18 protein-coding genes are annotated in these 15782 nt (G+C 71.1%); 5 read left to right on the plus strand and 13 right to left on the minus strand.

Annotation, left to right across the window (positions count from 1 at the left end; genetic code table 11):
- Nucleotides 1–57: 57 nt before the first annotated feature.
- Together ABID77_RS00710 and ABID77_RS00715 are read right to left on the minus strand one after the other, a co-directional pair.
- Nucleotides 58–639 carry a sugar O-acetyltransferase gene (locus ABID77_RS00710; protein WP_429589461.1) on the minus strand — a complete coding sequence of 194 codons (582 nt, stop codon included), beginning with the start codon at nucleotides 637–639 and terminating at the stop codon, nucleotides 58–60.
- Between the two features lie 142 nt (nucleotides 640–781).
- Nucleotides 782–1261, minus strand: coding sequence for a VOC family protein (locus ABID77_RS00715; protein ID WP_429589464.1), 480 nt, complete (start codon nucleotides 1259–1261; stop codon nucleotides 782–784).
- 354 nt (nucleotides 1262–1615) lie between these two features.
- Between ABID77_RS00715 and ABID77_RS00720 the strand changes: the two genes are divergently transcribed.
- Nucleotides 1616–2836 (plus strand): hypothetical protein, encoded by a 1221-nt coding sequence (locus tag ABID77_RS00720; protein ID WP_429589467.1) that lies wholly within the window; start codon nucleotides 1616–1618, stop codon nucleotides 2834–2836.
- 56 nt (nucleotides 2837–2892) lie between these two features.
- The gene (locus ABID77_RS00725; RefSeq protein WP_429589470.1) at nucleotides 2893–3468 is read left to right on the plus strand and encodes an ATP-binding cassette domain-containing protein; all 576 of its coding nucleotides are present in this window, start codon (nucleotides 2893–2895) and stop codon (nucleotides 3466–3468) included.
- Nucleotides 3469–3479: 11 nt separating this feature from the next.
- Here ABID77_RS00725 and ABID77_RS00730 read toward each other — a convergent pair whose 3' ends face one another.
- The 5 genes from ABID77_RS00730 to ABID77_RS00750 all read right to left on the minus strand — a co-directional run bounded on the left by ABID77_RS00730 (nucleotide 3480) and on the right by ABID77_RS00750 (nucleotide 6234).
- Nucleotides 3480–4025 carry a GNAT family N-acetyltransferase gene (locus ABID77_RS00730; protein ID WP_429589473.1) on the minus strand — a complete coding sequence of 182 codons (546 nt, stop codon included), beginning with the start codon at nucleotides 4023–4025 and terminating at the stop codon, nucleotides 3480–3482.
- A gap of 4 nt (nucleotides 4026–4029) precedes the next feature.
- On the minus strand, nucleotides 4030–4371 hold the full coding sequence (locus ABID77_RS00735; RefSeq protein WP_429589476.1) for a cupin domain-containing protein: 342 nt from the start codon (nucleotides 4369–4371) through the stop codon (nucleotides 4030–4032).
- Nucleotides 4368–5213 (minus strand): alpha/beta fold hydrolase, encoded by an 846-nt coding sequence (locus tag ABID77_RS00740; RefSeq protein WP_429589479.1) that lies wholly within the window; start codon nucleotides 5211–5213, stop codon nucleotides 4368–4370. Before ABID77_RS00740 ends, ABID77_RS00735 begins: the two co-directional genes overlap by 4 nt.
- Nucleotides 5214–5380: 167 nt before the next feature.
- Nucleotides 5381–6088 (minus strand): maleylacetoacetate isomerase, encoded by a 708-nt coding sequence (gene maiA, locus ABID77_RS00745; RefSeq protein WP_429589482.1) that lies wholly within the window; start codon nucleotides 6086–6088, stop codon nucleotides 5381–5383.
- Entirely contained in the window at nucleotides 6085–6234 is a 150-nt protein-coding gene (locus ABID77_RS00750; protein ID WP_429589485.1) for a hypothetical protein, read from the minus strand. Before ABID77_RS00750 ends, maiA begins: the two co-directional genes overlap by 4 nt.
- Here ABID77_RS00750 and ABID77_RS00755 point away from each other — a divergent pair.
- Entirely contained in the window at nucleotides 6233–6928 is a 696-nt protein-coding gene (locus ABID77_RS00755) for an alpha/beta fold hydrolase (protein ID WP_429589488.1), read from the plus strand. The two genes, ABID77_RS00750 and ABID77_RS00755, sit on opposite strands and share 2 nt — an antisense overlap.
- Before the next feature lie 68 nt (nucleotides 6929–6996).
- Nucleotides 6997–7710 carry a DUF899 family protein gene (locus ABID77_RS00760; protein ID WP_429589491.1) on the plus strand — a complete coding sequence of 238 codons (714 nt, stop codon included), beginning with the start codon at nucleotides 6997–6999 and terminating at the stop codon, nucleotides 7708–7710.
- 31 nt (nucleotides 7711–7741) lie between these two features.
- On the opposite strand, the gene ABID77_RS00765 is transcribed toward ABID77_RS00760, so the two are convergent.
- From ABID77_RS00765 to ABID77_RS00780, 4 genes are all read right to left on the minus strand, one after another.
- Nucleotides 7742–9094 (minus strand): FAD-dependent oxidoreductase, encoded by a 1353-nt coding sequence (locus ABID77_RS00765; protein WP_429589494.1) that lies wholly within the window; start codon nucleotides 9092–9094, stop codon nucleotides 7742–7744.
- A gap of 33 nt (nucleotides 9095–9127) precedes the next feature.
- Nucleotides 9128–9811 carry a hypothetical protein gene (locus ABID77_RS00770; RefSeq protein ID WP_429589497.1) on the minus strand — a complete coding sequence of 228 codons (684 nt, stop codon included), beginning with the start codon at nucleotides 9809–9811 and terminating at the stop codon, nucleotides 9128–9130.
- On the minus strand, nucleotides 9798–10343 hold the full coding sequence (locus tag ABID77_RS00775) for a hypothetical protein (RefSeq protein ID WP_429589500.1): 546 nt from the start codon (nucleotides 10341–10343) through the stop codon (nucleotides 9798–9800). Before ABID77_RS00775 ends, ABID77_RS00770 begins: the two co-directional genes overlap by 14 nt.
- An 82-nt stretch (nucleotides 10344–10425) precedes the next feature.
- Nucleotides 10426–11421: a Bug family tripartite tricarboxylate transporter substrate binding protein gene (locus tag ABID77_RS00780; RefSeq protein ID WP_429589503.1), complete on the minus strand. Its 996-nt coding sequence runs from the start codon at nucleotides 11419–11421 to the stop codon at nucleotides 10426–10428.
- Between the two features lie 108 nt (nucleotides 11422–11529).
- Here ABID77_RS00780 and ABID77_RS00785 point away from each other — a divergent pair, with 108 nt between their 5' ends.
- Nucleotides 11530–13788 (plus strand): putative bifunctional diguanylate cyclase/phosphodiesterase, encoded by a 2259-nt coding sequence (locus ABID77_RS00785; RefSeq protein WP_429589506.1) that lies wholly within the window; start codon nucleotides 11530–11532, stop codon nucleotides 13786–13788.
- Here ABID77_RS00785 and ABID77_RS00790 read toward each other — a convergent pair.
- Nucleotides 13779–15059, minus strand: coding sequence for an MFS transporter (locus tag ABID77_RS00790; RefSeq protein WP_429589509.1), 1281 nt, complete (start codon nucleotides 15057–15059; stop codon nucleotides 13779–13781). The genes ABID77_RS00785 and ABID77_RS00790 overlap by 10 nt on opposite strands.
- Before the next feature lie 20 nt (nucleotides 15060–15079).
- Complete coding sequence (locus ABID77_RS00795; RefSeq protein WP_429589512.1) at nucleotides 15080–15739, minus strand: hypothetical protein; 660 nt, start codon at nucleotides 15737–15739, stop codon at nucleotides 15080–15082.
- Nucleotides 15740–15782 lie beyond the last annotated feature (43 nt).

The following is a 15782-nucleotide window of genomic DNA, read 5'->3' on the forward strand; positions in this document are numbered from 1 at the left end:
GCGAGGCACCGGCGGCGGCGTCCCCGGGCGCCATGCGCCGCGCGGCCAGCGGAACCCTCAACCCCGCACGCGCGCCGGGTTGCCGACCACCGTGGTGCCGGCCGGCACGTCGCGCGTGACCACGCTGCCCGCGCCGATCACCGCGTCGTCGCCGACCGTGATGCCCGGCAGCAGGATCGCGCCGCCGCCGATCCACACGTTGCGCCCGATGCGGATCGGCCGGCCGAACTCCAGCCCGGCCTCGCGCTCGGCCGCGCTCCTCGGATGGTCCGCCGTCAGGATCTGCACGTTGGGGCCGATCTGCGTCTTGTCGCCGATGGCGACCTTCACCACGTCCAGGATCACGCAGCCGAAGTTCAGGAACACCCCGGCGCCGAGCTCGACGTTGAAGCCGTAGTCGCAATGGAAGGGCGGCCGGACGGTCGAGCCGTCGCCCACCGCGCCGAAGCGCTCGGCCAGCAGCACGCGGCGGTCCGCCGAGTCCATGCCCAGCGCGGCGTTGTAGCGCACCAGCCACTCGCGCGTGGCCGCCAGATCGGCCTGGATCTCCTCGTCGCCGGCGTCGTAGAGCTCGCCGGCGAGCATCCTCTGTTTCTGGGTGGCGGCGAGGGGTGTCGGGTCGGTGGTGTGCTGGGTCATGAAGCGCTCTCGTCGAGGAACGATGGATGGATGGATGGATGAATGGATGAAAGCCCGACACGCCGCATCGGGCTGCGTCTTTTCCCTCTCCCTGCGGGAGAGGGCAGGGTGAGGGCCGCGGCGCTCGAACGGCCGGCGAACCTCAACCCGCCCGCGCCGCCTCGATCGCCGCGACGTCGATCTTCCGCATCGTCATCATCGCGTCGAACACCCGCTTGGCCGCCGCCCGGTCCGGCCCGGCCATCGTCTCGGTCAGCACGCGCGGCGTGATCTGCCACGACAGCCCCCACCGGTCCTTGCACCAGCCGCACTCGCTCTCCTGGCCGCCGTCGCCGACGATGGCGTTCCACAGCCGGTCGGTCTCGGCCTGGTCGTCGGTCGCGATCTGGAAGGAGAAGGCCTCGCTGTGCTTGAACTGCGGCCCGCCGTTGAGACCGATGCAGGGAATGCCGACGACGGTGAACTCGACCACCAGCACGTCGCCTTCCGCGCCGGCCGGAAAGTCACCGGGTGCCCGGGTCACGGCGCCGACGGCGCTGTCGGGGAAGGTCGCCGCGTAGAACGCGGCGGCCTCGGCGGCGGTGCCGTCGAACCAGAGGCAGAGGGTGTTCTTGGGGGTCATGGGGTGTCTCCTGCAGAGGTGGACATGCGGAGGACGGCGCCGCCGCGTGGGAAGGCTCCAATGCCCGGACGTTGCCGGGCTTTCGATTCTGGCGATCGGTGTCGTCGACGTATTTAGGGATTTGCGATAGCGCGCGGACTCGCCGCGGATCCGGCTGCACCGAAGACCGCGTCCGGGCCGGAACCAGCCGTCCACCCCTCCACCCCTCGGGCAGAATCCGCGGCTTGGCCCGGGCGATCGAGGGCGGAACGTGGGAAGGATCGAGAAGACATGGCAGTCGAGATCACGGGATGGAGCTTGCAGCGCCATCGTCGGTGGCATTCGGCGACGGCGAGTCTCTGAATGATGGGGCGGTTGCTGGCGATGCGCCTGCGGTGGTACAGCGAGGCCACCGCATTGGTATTGCTTCGACGTTGGCAGATCATCCTGCTGCTGACCGGAACGCTGGTGCCCGTGGGTGGATCACTGTTGGGCGTGGCGTCCTATCCGGTCCTGGTGCTGCTCGACCCGGGCCACGGCGTGCCGTGGCGTCTGTTCGTCATCGGCCTGTGGCAAGGCTGCTGGATGCTGTGGGCGCTGATGCAGCAGGACCAGCTCCGAGGCGGGCCGTTCGCACGCTACCTGCAATCGCTTCCCATCCCGGCCTCCTCACGGCGGCGCCTGGACTCCGTCGTGCTCCTGGTCGGCAACACGCCCTTGCTCATTCCCTTCTTGGCCGCGGGTATCGCACTCGGCATGCCGGGCGTCGCGGCAGCAGATGCCGTACGCGGTGCCCTGCTGATCGCGTTCCTCCTTGCGACGCAATGGTGCGCCCAGCATGCGGTCCTGGACGGCCGCGGACGTGCATGGACGGCACTGCTGGCCGTGGACCTGTGGACCGCGTTCCTGCTGGGACTGCCAGCGGAATGGACGATCGCGCTGATGGTGCCGACCGTCGCCATCTCGATCCGCGCCCTGCTGACCGATGTGCCGGCGCCGCCACGCGGCCTTTCGCTCATCATGGTCGGACTGACGGTTTGGGGACGGCGACGTCTGGGCGGCGCTGTCCGCATCCTGCCGCCGGGCGACCGCCTGGCGTTAGGCATCCTGTACGGCCAGAACCGGCCGGCGACGCTCGGCACCTTCTTCTGCTGCCTGCTCGTCACCTTCGCGGCCCATGGCCTGATGAGCGTTTGGGATTTCGACGGCCGATGCCTCCCCCTGGTGCTGATCGCCTTCGGCGTCCTGGCGCTGGCGATCAGCGGCTTGTACCAGCCCCTCCAACTGGCTCACGAGGCCGCGCATCCTTACATGGCCGCACTGCCGCTTCGGACCTGGTGGTGGATGCGCGTGGACACGACGGCCGTCATGGGCTTCGCCCTGCCGTTCGCGATCGTGCTGGCGGCATCGCTGCGGATCGACGCCGGCGTGTCCGGACGAATCGCGGTGGCCGCCGTCGCGAGCTTCCTCCTGCTCGTCGCGTTGCTTCGTGTTCCTCAGCGCTTCTCCAGGCGCCACGCCGTGGTGACCAGCACACTGCTTTCCGCGGGCTGGACATTCGCAGCCGCCAACCTCCTGATTGCCCGAACCCCATGACGCTTCGCATCGACGACATCTCGAAAGCATTCGCCGGGCGAAAGGTGCTGGATCGCATGAACCACGTCTTCGCGCCCGGGATACATGCCCTGCATGGACCCAACGGCATCGGGAAGTCGACGCTCCTGACGATCCTGGCGGGTGTCCAGGCGCCCGATGCCGGGACGGTGACGATCGACGGTCACGACCTGCTGACGAACCCGGAGCGTGCGAAGGAGCGGCTCGCCTTCGTCCCCGACGACTGTCCGGTCTATCCATTCATGCTCGGACGCGACCTGCTGGACCTGGTCGCCCGGGCGAAGCGCACGCGCGTCGACGAACGGGTCGACGCGCTGGTCGAAGGCTTCGGCCTGGAGCCGCACCTTCGGACGCGGTTCGGCCAGATGTCCCTCGGCACGCAGAAGAAGATGCTGCTCGCCGCCGCATGGATCGGGAATCCCTCGGTGGTTCTGATGGACGAGCCCAGCAATGCATTGGACCGCGTGACCCGCGGCGTGCTCGTCGACGAACTGCTGGCGTTGCGGGAGACCGCCGTGGTCGTCATGTCGACGCACGACGCCGATTTCGCCCGTGCCGTCGGCGCGGACGTCATTCCGTTCGCCAGCTTGCAGTCCGCCGGTCGCGTCGTCTGAGTCGAAGGCGTTCAGTGGGCATCACGCCCGTCGTCGTGCTGCTGCAGTCTCTTGCGCATCGACGCGTTTTCCAGCACCACCCCACGCCTCGTCGGAAAACGCCGCTCGACCACCCGGAATCCATGGAGCGCGAAGAACGGCTCGGCCGTCCTGCTCACATGGGAAGTCAATGCCGTCAGACCGAGCACGCAGGCCTCTTCGTGGATGCGCGTCATCAACCGCGTCCCGATGCCCCGGCGCGGATGGTCGCCCGACACGTAGAAGTGATCGATGAGCCCGTCGGGTTGAAGATCCGCATAGCCGACGATCTCACCCACCAGTTCGGCGACGAAAGGCCGCAGCGCTCGCATGCGTCCGGCCCACGCGTCCATGTCCGTGTCCATGGGCAGCCAGGCCTCGATCTGCTCGGGCGTGTAGTCGCGAGCGGCGATCTCGCGGATGGCGGTGACGTGGACACGGAACAGTGCCGTCTCGTCACCGGGCCTGAACCGACGAATCTTCATGCCTTCTTCACCGGACGACCTGCGCGAGCCCTCGCCGTCGTGGACGTCCGACATCGCGTCACCGCGGATTGCGCCGCGCCACCCAGTAGACCGCGCCTTCCGGCCCGTAGCGCTCCGCGTGCGGCGTGCCGTTCGGCAACTGGAAGGTGTCGCCCGGCCGCAGGTGGCGCGTCTCGTCGCCGCAGGTCAGCCACATCTCGCCCTCGGTGACCACCGCGTCGGCGTCGAAGGGGTGCGCGTGGTGCTCGATGACGGCATTGGGCGCCCAGGGGCGCACCAGGGCCTCGTCGTAGCCGGCGGCCAGCGCCTGGGACTCGAAGACTTTGAAGTCGGTGCGGTCCATGGCGCCGACGCCCGTCGCGGCGGCGGGATGAGGGGTGGTGGTCGTCGCGGTCGTCATTGCGGCAGCTTTCCCAGGAAGGCGAGCAGGTGCGCGTTGAATTCCTCGGCGTGCGACACGTTGAAGCCGTGCGGCGCGCCCTCGATCAATGCCAGCGTGCTGCCGGGAATCGCTTCGTGCGTGCGCTTGCCGCTGACCTCGAAGGGCACGATGGCGTCGCTGTCGCCATGGATGACCAGCGTGGGCAGGTCGCCGAACTGCTTCAGGTCGTCGCGGAAGTCGGTGCGGCCGAAGGCGGCGATGCAGTCCAGCGTGCCCTTGGGCGAGGCGGTCGAGGCGATGCGCACGGCGTACTGGCGCATCGGCTCGCTCACCAGCAGCTTGCCGTCGACGCCGAAGAAGTTCTTCGAGAAGTCCTCCAGGAAGGCCAGGCGGTCGGTCTTCACGCCGGTCTCGAACTGTCCGATGGTGGCGTCGTCGAGACCGCCGTCGGGGTTGTCCTCGCTCTTGTAGAGGTAGGGCGGCACGGCGCCCGCGAACACGGCGCCGGCGATGCGCGCGGTGCCGTACTTGGCCACGTAGCGCGCGACCTCGCCGCCGCCCATGGAGAAGCCCACCAGCGTGGCGCCGGTGACGTCGAGCTGCGTGAGCAGGGCGTCGAGGTCGGCGGCGAAGGTGTCGTAGTCGTAGCCCGACCACGGCTGCGACGAGGCGCCGAAACCGCGCCGGTCGTAGGCGATGACCCGGTGGCCGGCCTCGACCAGCGCGCCCATCTGCGCTTCCCACGACCGCCCGCTCAGCGGCCAGCCGTGGATCAGCACGACCGGCCGGCCGTTGCCGTGGTCCTCGTAGTGCAGTTCGACGGGCTCGCCCGTCGGGGCGGCGATCTTGATTCGGGGCATGGAAGGTCTCCTTCAGAAAGGTGGGTTGCAAACGCGATGAAACCAGAGAAACCGAAGTACTGCATTAAGCCGGGGATACCGGGGAACCGGCTCCGCCGGTCCCCAGGTATCGCCCCCTGGAAGGGGGTTGGCGAAGCGACACGCAGTGCGCGAAGACTGGGGGTGAGCTACTGCCCCGGTGCGCCGGCCTGCTTCAGGGGATCGGCCTTGGCGAAGGCATCCAGCGCTTCGCACGCCGCCATGATCCGCATGACCGTCGGGATGCCCTCGATCTCGATCTTGAACACGCGCATCACGGCGACCACGCTGGCCAGGCAGATGTCGGCCATGCCGGGCGTGTCGCCGTGGCAGAAGCGGCCGGTGCCGGGTTCGTTCGCGAGGCGCTGCTCCAGCGCGCGCAGGCCGGTGCCGAACCAGTGGATCTGCCACGCGCGCCAGGCGGCGTCGTCGAAGCCGCCGGTGGTCGTCAGGTACTTCTTGATGCGCGGCGTGATGAGCGGATGGGTGTCGGCCGCGAGCAGAGCCGACAGCGAGCGCACGCGGGCGCGGCCGTGGGCGTCGGCCGGCAGCAGCGGGGGCTCGGGGTAGGTCTCCTCCAGGAATTCGAGGATCGCCTGCGACTGCGTCAACGGCGTCGACGGCTGGCCGGGGCCGTGGTCGATCAGCGCCGGGATCGCGGCCATCGGGTTGATCTTCAGGAAGGCCTCGCCGCGATGTTCGCCGCCGTCGATGTCGACGTCGTGTTCCTTCGGCTTCACGCCCTTGAGGTTGAAGGCGACGCGCACGCGGTAGGTGGCGGAGGTGCGCCAGTACGAGTAGAGCTCGAAGCGGTCGGTGTCGATGTCGATGTCGACGGCGTGGTCGGGGGATGTCATGGGGGGCGTGTTCCTGTGAGGTTCTGGAAGGACGACGACAAGCGCAGCGGGTGAAGGACGGCTTGCCCGGTGCCGGGTCGCGAGGCGACAAACGAGTCGATCGCATCGACGATCACGGCGATTTTTTCACCCAAAGCCTCTTCCATGAACACTTCTTCCTCCCCCTCAGTGCCCGTCGTCCTGATTCCCGCGCTCCTGTGCGACGACGGGCTCTACCGCGACGTCGTCGACCGCCTGGGCGATCGCATCGATGCGCACGTGCTGATGTCGCCGAAACCCAGCCTGGCGGACAGCGCCGCCGACATCCTGGCGCGCGCGCCCGAGCGCTTCGTGCTGGTCGGCACCTCCTATGGCGGCAACCTGGCATTGCAGGTCGCGCTGGCCGCGCCGGAGCGCGTCGTGGCGCTGTGGCTGATGGGCTGCAACCCGGCCGCGCCGCAGGCCGGCGGCCCCGACCTCGCCGGCGGACTCGAAGCCACGCCCGAGGCCGTGTTCGACCTGCTCGCCGGCCTGGTGGTGCGCAAGGAAGCCACGGCCGAGGCCGCCGCCTTCAAGGCCATGGCCGCGCGCGTGGGCGGCGCGGCCGGCGCCGCGCAGGCGCGCGCCACGGGCTCGCGCGACGAGGTCGCCTCGCGCCTGGGCGAACTGACGATGCCCGCGCTGGTGCTGTGGGGCGAGGAGGACGCGCTCGCGCCGGTGGCGGTCGGCCGCGCGCTCGCCGAGGGCCTGCCCCGGGCCCGCTTCGAGGTGTTGACCGCCTGCGGCCACCTGCCGACACTGGAGAAGCCCGCCGAGTCCGCCGCGCGGTTCCAGCGCCTGCTGGACGACGCGGGCCTCTGACGCCCCGCCGATCGGTCCCTCGGAGATCGGGCACCGGGGACCGACGCACCGAGGCGAGGAGTTGTGCCGTGACCACCGCATCGACACCCCCGGAGTCCCTGAAACCGGCCGCCGAACTCGCCGCCGAGGCGAGCCGGCCCTATCCGAACGACAGCCCCGCCTACCGGGCGGCGCGCACCGCGCTGCTGGCCGAGGAGATCGAGCTGCGGCGCCACATCGAGCGCGTGGCGGCCCTGCGTCGCGCCTTGCCGCCGGGCGGGGCGGCGCGCGATTACCGCTTCGTCGACGAGCGCGACCGGGAGGTCGGACTGGCCGACCTGTTCGGCGCGCACGACACGCTGGTGACGTACTTCTGGATGTTCGGCCCCGAGCGCGAGCGGGCCTGCCCGATGTGCACGTCGTTCCTCGGCGCGCTCGACGTGCCGGTGCGCCACCTCGCGCAGCGCGTCGCCTTCGCGGTCATCGGCCGCTCGCCGGTGGCGCGCCAGATGGCGCACGCGCGCGAACGCGGCTGGCGCAACCTGCGCTTCTACGCCACCGTCGGCGACGACTTCGCGCGCGACTACCGCGGCCTCCTTCCCGACGGCAGCGAGATGCCCGCGCTCGACGTCTGGGAGCGGCGCGACGGCACGGTGCGCCACTTCTGGGGCTCCGAGCTGGGCGGCACCGCCGACCCCGGCCAGGACCCACGCGGCGCCCCGGACCCGACGCCGCTGTGGAACCTCCTCGACCTGACGCCGGGCGGACGCGGCGACGGCTGGTATCCGAAGCTCGACGACTGATCCGTCGGGCCGTCGTCGAGCTGCCGGAGCGTCAGGCGTCCGGCAGCCAGACCCCGTCGGCGCGCAGACGCTCGCGCAGCAGTGCCGTGTCGACCTCGCGCAACGGCGCGCGCCCGGCGTGCGCCGCCGCCGTGCCGGCCGCCTGGCCCATCGCGAAGCAGGCGCCGCTCGCCCGCGCGGCCGACTGGCCCTCGTGCGTCATCGACGCGCAGCGGCCCGCCACCAGCAGGTTGTCCACGCCCCGGGGCACCAGCATGCGCCACGGCAGGTCGTTGAAGGCGCGGTCGGCGTCGCGCGGGAAGCGCCATTCCACGCCGCCGTCGGCGTGCAGTTCCATCGGCCAGCCGTTGACGCCGATGGCGTCGGGAAAGCGCGCCGAGCCGACGATGTCCTCGCCGCTCAGGGCGTAGAGCCCGTCGATGCGACGCGTCTCGCGGATGCCCACCTGCGGCGCGATCTCGACGATGCGCGCGTCGGCGAAGCCGTCGACCTGCTCGCGCAGGAAGGCGAAGTAGTCGACGATCTGGCGCCGGCCCTCGACCTCGCCGGCCGAGAGTTCGCGCGCGTCGACGCCGTTCATGGCGCGGCCCTGCGCGTTCTTCAGCTGCGTGACGTTGGCGCGCCATTCGGACGGCTCGATCTGCGGCCGCAGGATCGCGCCCTGGCGCGGGAAGCGGTAGCGGCCGGGATGCTCGCGCTGGACGCGCTCCATCACGTCGTTGATGGCCTTGAACTCGCCCACCGCCGCCAGCGCCGCCTCGGCATCGACATGGCCGACGCGGAACATCGTGGTCGGAAACAGCCCGCTGCCGTGGCCGTCGCCCACCGCGTGCGGCACGCCGGCGAAGGCCGCCACGTCGGCGTCGCCCGAGGCGTCGACGACGACCCCGGCGCGGATCGCCTGGCGGCCGGACTTGGTCTCCACCACCAGCGCCGCGATGCGCGCGCCGTCCATCAGCACCGCCGCCGCGTGGGCGTGGAACAGCAGTTCGACGCCGGCCGCGAGCAGCAGGCCGTCGGCGGCGCACTTGTAGGCCGAGGTGTCGTAGGAGCGCACGCGGATGCGGCCCTGCATGCCGTCCTGCGGCCGGTTCAGGCCGCCGAGCGCCTCCAGGCGCTCGAACAGCTCGTCGACCACGCCGTGCACCACCTGGCGCATCGCGCCGTCGTGGCGGGCGTAGAGCCCGGCGAAGTTGGTGACGCCGCCGGCGGTGCCCATGCCGCCGAGGAAGCCGTAGCGCTCGACCAGCAGGGTGCGCGCGCCATGGCGCGCCGCGCTGGTCGCGGCCGCCAGCCCGGCCGGGCCGCCGCCGACGACGACCACGTCGTATTCGCCGAAGACGGGGAGCAGGCGGGCGGGTTCGGGGAGGTGGGTGGTGTTCATGGGAATGTTCAGTGGCGCTCGGGCGAAGTTCGCTTATCGGCTCAGCCTCCTCAGGCGGCCCATCACCAAGTCCGCGCGTTCCGGCTCGGCGATCAACCCTGGAAGTACGTTCGCGAAATCCGGGTGCGCCAGCAGCGTGGCCAGCGAGGAAGACAACGCGCTTCTCAACGCCTCGGGCGCTGCTGCCATTTCCACCACCAGTTCCTCGCGCCCGTCGACGATGTTCATGACGTCTTCCAGATCATGGCTCGTCAGGAAGTCTCCACCGCCACGATGGGCGAAGGCTTCCAGCTTGGTCGCCACGAAAGCCACGGCACTGACCAGGCGGATGACGATGCCCTCGCCCAGATCCACCGGTTCCGCCGTCTCCACCGCATAGGGATACCAGCGATTGGAAAAACCCAGCACCTCGGGCTGGACCGGCATCAGGTCGAACAGCAGGCCCGAGGCCTTGTGGATCCAGCGACAGATCACTTCGCTGCCCGCGTCGCGCATGAAGCCGAGTTGCGCCATCCGCTCCTCGATGCGGTGGAAGCCGAGCCAGTCCGCGTTGACCACCGCATCCACGTCCCGCGTGGCGCGTACGCCATCGGCCAGCGGATCGGTCACCAGCAGGCCGGCCACCGCGCCGCCCACGAAGACCATCTGCTCGCGCAGATCGCCCAGGGCCTTGGCGATGCGACGCAACTGCGCCAAGTTCGGGTCAGCGGAGCGCATCGGCTTGCGCGGGTTCGGCCGTCAATGCGGCTTGCATGAATTGAGCAGCCAGTGCGCGTTCGCGGCTGCGACCAGCACGCAAGGCATCGAGCAACGCCAGCAGGCGGTGCAGGGCCGGATCGGCCAGCGCGGCCTGCGCGGCCGTGCGATACAGCGGCGACCACGTGGGTCCTTTGGCACTGCCCGAGGGGTGCGCCCAAACCGGCGCCTCGCCCGGTGCCGCCGTCAGTTGGCTGGACAGCGGCTCGATGCCGAAGGAGGTCGGCACGCCGCGCTTGACCGGGCCCACGGTGACCGGCCAGACGTAGCGCACGCCATGCACCATGAACTCCAGCAGGCTTGGACGCACCGGGGACCATTCGCCGCGCGACGGTGCCACGGCCAGCCCGCTGGCCACGGCACGCCGCACGCTGGCGTGTACCTCCGATGCGCTCATGGCCAGGGCCGTGCCGAGCGCGGCATAGGTCCAGCGCTGGGGTGGATGTGCCGCCACCTTCAGCAGCACGAGAAGATCCTGCGGTTTGACATCCATGCAGCCGCCATATTCTTGATTCGCGAATTGCGAATATCGCCGAGGACCGGCCGTTCCGCAAGGCGCCGCCGATCCCTCGCCCTCACTGCAGCGTGATCCCCCGCGCCTGGATGATCCGCCCCATGATCGCCGCCTCTTGCCGCACGCGCGCGCGCAGGCCCTCGGGCGAGGTGCCGACCGGTTGCCAGCCCTTGTCGAAGAGCTGCTGGCGCACCTCGGGGTTCTTCATGACGACGGCGATCTCGCGGGTGATGCGGGCCTTGGCGGCGTTCGACAGACCGGCGGGGCCGAGCAGGGCGGTCCACACCTCCAGGTCGAAGTCGCGCACGCCCAGATCGGTCAGGGGTGGGTACTCGGGCGCCAGGGTGCTGCGGCCGCTGGTCAGGCCGATGGCACGGAGCTTGCCGGCCCTGACCTGCGGGATGGCGATGGCCGGCGGCACCAGGGCCAGCTGCACCTGGCCGCCGATCATGGCCGTCACCACCTGCGGATTGCCGGCGTAGGGCACGTGCTGGGCGTCCAGGCCGGACACGCGGTCCTTCAGCAGCTCCATGCCCAGGTGGCCGACCGAGCCGACGCCCACCGAGCCGTAGTTCCACTTCGTGCCGGAGGCGCGGGCGGCCGCCAGGAAGTCCCGGCCGGCGGGAACGTCGCCGGCGGCCACCAGCATCAGCGGCGCGGTGGCGATCAGCGACAGCTCGGTGAAGTCCTTCGCCGGGTCGTAGGGCAGCCGGGGATAGAGCATCTTCGACGACGTGAGGTTGCCGTTGATGACGATGCCCAGGGTGTGGTCGTCGGTGGCCTTGGCCACGGCGTCGGCCGCGATGTTGCCGGAGGCGCCCGGCTTGTTGTCCACCACCACCGGCTGGCCCAGGGCCCGGGACAGCGGCTCGGCCAGCACGCGGGCGGCGATGTCGGGCGTGGAGCCGCCGGGAAAGCCCACCAGGAGGCGCACCGGGCGCGTCGGCCAGGCGGCGGGTTGCGCGGCGGCGGATTGCGAGAAGGCCGGGGCGGCCAGGCCGAGGAGGCCGGCGGCGAGCACGGCGCGGCGTGCGCGGGAGGGAGGAAGGAGGTCCATGCGGGATCCGTGGCGGCGTCGAAGAGGGTCGATGGCGATCGATGCGGCGTCGGCGTCGCGTCGATCGGAAAGGCCGTCATCGTAGAGAACCGCACACGATGGGTCGCGATGCCGGGGGATTTCCCTTTTGACATTTGGATACAAACGGTATCCTCGGCAATTGTGAACTCACCTTCGCCCTACCTCCCGACCGGCCACGACCCGTGGATCGTCGCGGCCTCGCTGCTGATCGCCACCCTGGCGGCCTTCGTCGCGCTCGACCTGGCCCAGCGCGTGCGCCGTGCCGACGACCGCCTCGACAAGGTCTGGTGGGCGGTCGGCTCGGTCGCCATGGGCACCGGCATCTGGGCGATGCACTTCGTCGGCATGCTGGGCTTCTCGCTGCCGATCCGGCTGGGCTTCGCCGGCAACCTCACGCTGGCGTCCTGGGCCGTGGCGGTGGCCGCCTCCGGCATCGCGCTGTGGGTGTCGAGCCAGAAGGACTTCAGCGTCAAGCGGCTGGGCATCGCCTCGCTGGCGATGGGCGCGGGCATCTGCGCCATGCACTATGCGGGCATGGCCGCGCTCGACATGGCGCCGGGCATCGTCTGGGACCGGGGCACGGTCGCGCTGTCGGCGGCGATCGCGGTGGGCACCTCGGCGGCGGCGATGGGCATCTTCGCGCTGGTGCGGCAGCGCCAGGAGCGGCGCCTGGGCGTGCAGCTGCTGGCCGCGCTGGTGATGGGCCTGGCGGTCTGCGGCATGCACTACACCGGCATGGCGGCGGCGAGCTTCCCGGTCGGCTCGGTGTGCCGCAGCGCCGACGCCCTGAGCGGCGCCGGCCTCACGGGCTTGGTGGTGGTGGCCTCGTGCCTGCTGCTGGGCGGCACGCTGTTCACCTCGCTGCTGGAGGCGCGGCTGCAGGTGGTGGCGCGGCGCCTGTCGCGCTCGCTGGAGGAATCGAACGCGCAGCTGCAGTCGGCCAACGCCGAGCTCTCGCGGCGCGCCTTCACCGACGCGCTCACCGGCCTGCCCAACCGGGTGCTGTTCGAGGACCGCCTGAACCACGCGCTGCGGCGCATGGCGCGCGCCAACCAGCTGCAGATCGAGGAGCGCATCGCCGTGCTGTTCATCGACCTCGACGGCTTCAAGCCGGTCAACGACTCGTTCGGCCACGTCGCCGGCGACCGCATCCTGAGCGCCACGGCCGATCGCCTGCGCTCGCTCGCGCGCGAGGGCGACACGGTCGCGCGCATCGGCGGCGACGAGTTCCTGGTGCTGCTCGAAGGCATCCAGGACGTCGCCGACTGCGCGCAGGCGGCCAACGCCATCCTGGCGAGCCTGTCGGCGCCCTTCGAGGTGCTGGACAAGCAGGTGCAGATCGCCTGCTCGATCGGCATCGTGATCCACCCGCTCGAGGGCGAGGCCGACAAGCTCATCGCCAACGCCGACGCGGCCATGTACGCGGCCAAGCGCACCGGCGGCGGCAACTACGCGATCTTCGAGTCGTACATGGGGGCCGACGCGCACAGCCAGCTGGAACTGCAGAGCGACCTGCGCCGCGCGGTCGACCTCGGCCAGTTCGAGCTGCACTACCAGCCCAAGCTCGACGGCGCCACCGGGCGGGTCGACAGCGTGGAGGCGCTGGTGCGCTGGAACCACCCGGAGCGCGGGATGCTCGCGCCGCTGGAGTTCATCGGCCTGGCCGAGCGCTTCGGCCTCATCGTGCGCCTGGGCGACTGGATCATCGACGAGGCCTGCCGGCAGATCGCGGCCTGGCGCGCCGAGGGCCTGCACCTGAACGTGGCGGTCAACCTGTCGGTGCTGCAGTTGCGCGAGAGCGGCCTGGCGCAGCGCATCGAGCGGTCGCTCCTGCGCCACGACGTGCCGGCCGCGCGCCTGATGTGCGAGATCACGGAGTCGGTCGCGATGGAGGACATCGCGGCCACGCAGCGCACCTTCCAGGGGCTCGAAGGCATCGGCGTCTTCCTGTCGATCGACGACTTCGGCACCGGCTATTCGAGCCTGAGCTACCTGCGCCAGTTGCCCGCGCGCCAGCTCAAGATCGACCGCAGCTTCGTCGCCGACCTCGACACCCGGGAGGATTCGCGCCCGGTGGTCGAGGCGGTGATCCGGCTGGCGCACGCCCTGGGCCTGCGGGTGGTGGCCGAGGGCGTCGAGCGCCAGGCGCAGCACGACATCCTGGCGGCCATGGGCTGCGACGAGTTCCAGGGCTTCCTCTACGCCCGGCCGATGACGGCGGGCGCCATGGCGCTGTGGTCGCTCGGCGCGCCGCGGTCGCCCGCCGCGCTGCCGGCACCGGCATTCCTCGCCGCGCTGCCGGCGCCCGAACCCGAACTCGAATCCGCCGCCGCCGTTCAGGCCTGAGGGGCGGCGCCGCGCGCGACCGCGGCGCCGGCGTCGGCCGGCGCCTGCGACGGCGCGCCGCGCTGGGCCAGCCAGAACGCCGGCAGCGCCAGCAGGGCCGCGCCGGCCAGGCACATGAAGGCCAGGCCGAAGCGCCCCTCGGCGCCGACGATGACGTTGGCGATGCCCGGACTGAGCGCCGCGCCGACGCCCTGCAGCGTCATGACGAAGCCCAGCGCGGTGTTGAAGCGGCCGCTGCCGCGCACGTAGCGCTGCACCAGCAGCGGCGTCGCCACGCCCATGGCGCCGGCGGCCAGGCCGTCGAGGATCTGCACCGGGATGTTGTTCCACTGGCTGGCGAAGGCATAGGCCAGCGCGCCGCGCAGCGGCAGCACCAGGATCGCGGCGTAGACGAACCAGGCGACGTCGAAACGCTTGCTGCGCGACACCCACAGCGCCACCGGGATCATGGTGAGCTGCGCGACCACGATGGCGATGCCGGTCCACAGGAGCGGCGCCGAGTCGGCCACCGTGGCGGCCAGGCGCTGGTTGATCAGCGGCAGCATCGCGGCGTTGCCCAGGTGGAAGAAGGCCAGCGTCAGCGCGAACAGCAGCAATCCCTTGTTCTTCAGCAGCGCGCCGATGCGCTCGTGGCCCTGCGGGTCGGTGGCCGTCGGCTCGGGCGGCGGGTCCTGCGGCTCGTCGCCGCGCGCGGCCTCGTGGTCGATGTCCTCGGCGCGGATGGTGCGCACCGCCAGCAGCGCGCCGAGCGTCATCGCGCCCATCACGGCCAGCATCCACGGCGCGCCGAAGAGGTGCGCGACCGCGCCGGCGCCGACGGCCGAGATCATGTTGCCGGCGTGGCTGAAGGCCTCGTTGCGGCCGGTCTGGTGCTTGAAGCCCTCCGAGCGCGCCAGGCCCAGCGTCAGCGCCGCCAGCGCCGCCGCCAGCAGCGCGCCCGCGAGGCCGGTGACGATCTGCGAGGCGATCAGCAGCGGCGCCGACAGCGTCGTGAAGGCCAGCGCGCTGGCCGCCAGGACGGCGACGCCGGAGGCCGCCGTCATGGCGCGCTTGGCCGTCGAGCGGTCGACCCAGGCGCCGGCGAACGGCGTCATGGCCACGGCGGCCAGGCCGCCGGCGGTCATGGTGTAGCCGATCAGGTCCTGGCGGACGTGGTTCTCCTGCAGGTAGGTCGCGAGGAACGGACCGAGCCCGTCGCGCACGTCGGCCATGAAGAAGGCCAGCATCGTGAGTGCCAGCAGGGAGGACGATCGATCGCGCGTGGCGGCCATGGCGGGCTCCTCGGGTGTCGTCAGCGACGGGGGGCGAGGGCGTGGCCGTTGGCGCGGTGCGCCTCGATCACGCGGCCGGTGCCGGTGGCCAGCGGCCGGGCGGGGCCTTCGGCCTCCAGCGTGTCGCCGACCTTCAAGCCCAGCGTCTCGAAGCCGTCGGGCCGGGTGTGCACGAAGTCGCCGCTGTCGAGCAGCACGCCGTTGGGCGCGCCGTGGCGGGCGTGGTTCAGGCGCACCACCTTGCCGGAGACGCTGGCGTGCGGCGGCGCCGGCTCGGGCGGCCGGCCGTCGACGGCGGCCAGGCGCTCGAACCGGTAGACCGCGTGCGGCGATTCGCCCTTCGGGGACGGACCGGCGTCGATGCCTTCGAGCACCAGCGTCTGACCGGGCTTCAGGGCCGCGAGGAGCTCGGTGGTCGGCGCGTCGTGCGGGTCGGTGACGAACTGGGTCGGAATGCCGTCGGTGTCGATCAGCACGCCTTCGACGGCGCCCTTCGGGCTGTAGACCAGCTGCTGGAAGACGCCTTCGACGGCCCAGACGTCGACGGCGTCGGCGGCCTCGGTCTCGGCTTCGGTTCCGCCCTCGGGATCGGGCTGGGCGTCACGGGCCTTCAGGGCCCGTTCGGCGTCGTGCGCCTCCTGGGCATCGAGGGCTGCGATGGGGTCGCGGGTGTGGGGCATGGGAGCTTTCGGGGAGGTGAACATGAAGCGGGGGAAGCGGGAA

This window comes from Variovorax sp. PvP013 (assembly GCF_050435945.1).
In the GTDB taxonomy this organism is placed as follows: Bacteria; Pseudomonadota; Gammaproteobacteria; order Burkholderiales; family Burkholderiaceae_C; genus Variovorax.